A 3484-nucleotide genomic window follows, 5' to 3' on the forward strand; every position below is an offset into this window, starting at 1 on the left:
TGGCCGGAAAGACGCGCCTGCACCTGCAGATGTCCCAGCCCCAGGGATCCCAGGGCTGCTTGCAAGCGAGCCACGATCTCCGGCAGAGCCGCCTGGACATCCACAGAATGGGCAGACACCGACAGGGATCCGCAACAAGACCAGCTCCAACCTAGCCCAATTTCGGCAAGGGCTTGGAGGGGTTGGCGGCTAGGGCTAGATTCCCAGGATTAAACGGGCAACGTAGAAGTAGATCAACACCCCCAGCACGTCCACAATCGTGGTGATGAAGGGGGCGGCCATCAAGGCCGGATCCAGACCAAAGGAGCGAAACAGAAAGGGTAGCCCCGCCCCTGACACCGAAGAGAGAACAGAAATCCCAAATAGGCTTAGCCCAACGATGACCGCCACCAGGAGATCCCGCTGCAGGGCATAGGCCCAGCCGATGGTGATCAAGCTGAGCATGATCCCCAGCATGGCTCCCACCACTGCTTCCCGGGCCAGTACCCCCAACCCGTCCTTGAGGCGCACCGCTGCCGTGCTCAGGCCGCGAATCACCACCGTCGAAGACTGGGAGCCGACGTTGCCGCCGCTATCCACCAACAGTGGGATAAAAGCCGCCAGGGCGATCACCTGGCTTAAGACTTCTTCCTGGCCGGCAATAATCGTGCTGGTAAAGGTGTTGGTAAGCAGCAAAATCAGCAGCCACACCACCCGCTTGCGGGCTGCCTGCCAAAAACTGAGGTCGAAATAGTCATCTTCTCCAGACTGCAACCCCCCCAAGGAGTAGATGTCTTCGGTGGCCTCTTGCTCCACGATGTCCAGTACATCATCTACCGTAACGATCCCCACCAGTCGCCGCTCGGCATCCACCACCGGCACCGCCAACAGGTCGTACCGCTGGATGACCTGCGCCACCTCTTCCTGGTCGGTGTGGGTGCTGACGAACACCACCTCCCGGCTCATCACCTCCTCCAGCCGCTGGGCCGGATCGGCCATCACCAACTCCCGCAAGGATAGGGTTCCCGTCAGGTGTCGCTCCTGGTCGGTGACGTAGAGGTAGTAGATGGTCTCGGTTTCGCGGGCCAAGAGGCGCACCCGCTCCAGTGCCTCGGCTGCCGTCAGGTTCTCTCGCAGGGAAATGTACTCCGGGGTCATGATCCGCCCCGCGGTGTTGGGGGCATAGCCCAGCAGCAGGGCCGTGGCTTCCCGTTCCTGGGGGCTGAGCTGGGGCAGCAGTTCGGCAACCACCTTGGCCGGCAGCTCGTCGAAGAGGCGGGCCCGGTCGTCCGGCGACATCTTGTCCAAGATGTCCTGGATCTCGTGGCTCCTGAACTCGCGCAGCAGCGCCTGTTGCAGATCTATGTCCAGGTGTTCGTAAACGCGGATGGCCAGATCCTTGGGCAGCAAGCGAAAGGCCAGAGCCTGCTGCGCCTCCGGCAACTCCCCGATTACCTCGGCAATGTCCACCGCTTGTACGGGCAGCAGGAGAGATTTGGCTTGTTCCAAGTTGTTTTCCCTTAGGGCCAAGCTGAGCTGGCCACGCAAGAGCTCACAAAATTGCTCGCGGCTCAACTCAGGGCTGGGGGCGGGTGGGATCAGCGGGGCGGAATTCAATGGCTGCACTCCCTGCAACTCTAGCTTTAACTATGCCAGCAAAGCTGAGTCTGTGCTCCCTGCCCCCGTTTTCCTAGAGCCCATAAAAGTCGGGGCCGGATCCCTCGTAGCTGGGGTTAACCCGCAGGTTGAGGTGGGGACAGACGATCTCGCAGGTGCGGCACTGGATGCAGTTTTCCAGCGACATGGCGTGGGAGCGGATCCCATTGTGTTCGCGGATGTGGTGGACTTCTGCGGTGCAGTCGGCCACGCAGGGGGTAGGGCGGTTTAGCTTGTCGTAGGTGGCAATGCACTGGCGGCAGGTGTCAGCGCTGAACTCAAGGATGTGGCGGTTGCCTTCCGGGTAGCGGGGATCGGCAAAAAAGACGGCATCTGACCGCGAGAAATAGCCCCATCGCGTGGTCAATGCTTCAGGATCCAGACCTAGGGGGGCCACAAAGTCCGCTTGGATGGCGGCATGGGGAGCAACATACCCCCGTGGGGGCGGCTCGCCGGCGCTGACCCGTCCCGTCAGCAGCGTGTAGGCGCGCAGGAGTTCCCCGCCGCGACGCACGGGATCCTGCAGGCCCCAGCGCAGGGATCCCAGCCAGGGGTGGCCGGCATCGACGCTGCGGCAGAGCTGGGGCAGGTATTCTTCCAGCAGGCGGGAGTTTTCCAAAAAGGCTTCCCGAAAATAGCGGCTGCGGTAGAGATCTTGCCCCACCGAGCTCTCCATCACGGCTTTTTGGTAGGCCTCTTGAATGCGCAGATCCCCTTTTAAAAAGCCGTCGTGAATGAGGCCCGCTGCCAGGTAGCCGGTCTCCATGGCGTTGTTGATCCCGGCCAGGCTGCCCACATCCAGCACCCCCAGGGCATCCCCCAAGAGCAAGGCCCCTTCAACGCCAAAGCGGCTGGGCAGGCTGTAGTAGCCCCCCTCAGGAATGACGGCAGCCCCGTACTTGAGCAACTTGCCACCGGCAATCAGGGATTGGATCCAGGGATGGGCTTTGAACTCCTGCAGGCGCTGCTGCGGGTTGAGGTTGGGATTTTTGCTGTCGAGGCCGATGATGAGGCCCAGGGCCAGGCGGTTATCTTTGAGGCCGTAGACAAAGCCACCGCTGAAGCTGCCATCCAAAACCGGATAGCCCAGGGTGTGCCACACCTGCCCCTGCAGCGAGCGAGGGATCTGCCACAGCTCTTTGACCCCCACCGACCACAGTTGCGGCCGAGGGCGCAGGTGAAACTTCTCGACCAGGTCTTTGGAGATAAATCCCTTGTCGCCAAAACAAGTGAGCTCGGCAAAGACGCAATCTTCGTAAACTTGGCCGGAGTCGCTCACCCGCACCCCAATGACTCGCTCCCCCTCATAGAGGATCTCGTGGGCGGCAAAGCCGGGGAATACATCCAAGGTAACGTTGGGGATCCCTTTGGCCTTTTCCTGCAGGGTTTCGGCCAGCCAGCGGATGACATGGCTAAGGGTGAGGATGAACTGCCCCTGCTTGCGCAACCCCTTTGGGATCGCCGCTTCCGGCAGATCCCAGCGCTCTTGGGATCCCAGTACGCTCAGGTGGCTCACTTCCACCCGCCCCTCGTGGGGAAATCCTTGGCTCTCAAAATCCGGGAAAAGCCTGGCGATTACCTGGGGATTGCAGATGGCACCACTGATGATGTGCCCGCCAAATTGCCGGGCTTTTTCCAAGATGGCGATGGAGATTTTGAGCCCCGAGAGCTTGGCCAGATCCAAAAGGCGATGGGCCAGGATCAGGTTGGAGGAGCTTCCTCCCACCAAAAGCAGGTCATAGCGGATGGCGTCACTCATGCAGAATTCCCCACGCAGCAGCTCTGGAGAGTCTGCCCGTATCCTAGAAAGGAAAAGTGGAAAGATCCCAAAACTTTAGACCTTCTCAAG

At 60.8% G+C, this 3484-nt stretch carries 2 protein-coding genes; both read right to left on the reverse strand.

Going from position 1 to position 3484, the window contains the following annotated elements; genetic code table 11:
• Positions 1–195: 195 nt before the first annotated feature.
• Positions 196–1596 carry a magnesium transporter gene (gene mgtE / locus NW863_RS05490; protein WP_414338524.1) on the reverse strand — a complete coding sequence of 467 codons (1401 nt, stop codon included), beginning with the start codon at positions 1594–1596 and terminating at the stop codon, positions 196–198.
• 73 nt (positions 1597–1669) lie between these two features.
• A complete protein-coding gene (locus NW863_RS05495) occupies positions 1670–3394 on the reverse strand; it encodes an electron transfer flavoprotein (protein WP_414365052.1) in 1725 nt (574 codons plus the stop codon).
• Between the last annotated feature and the right edge of the window lie 90 nt (positions 3395–3484).

The sequence above is a fragment of the Synechococcus sp. B60.1 genome, assembly GCF_047462555.1.
Classification (GTDB): Bacteria; Cyanobacteriota; Cyanobacteriia; order Thermostichales; family Thermostichaceae; genus Thermostichus.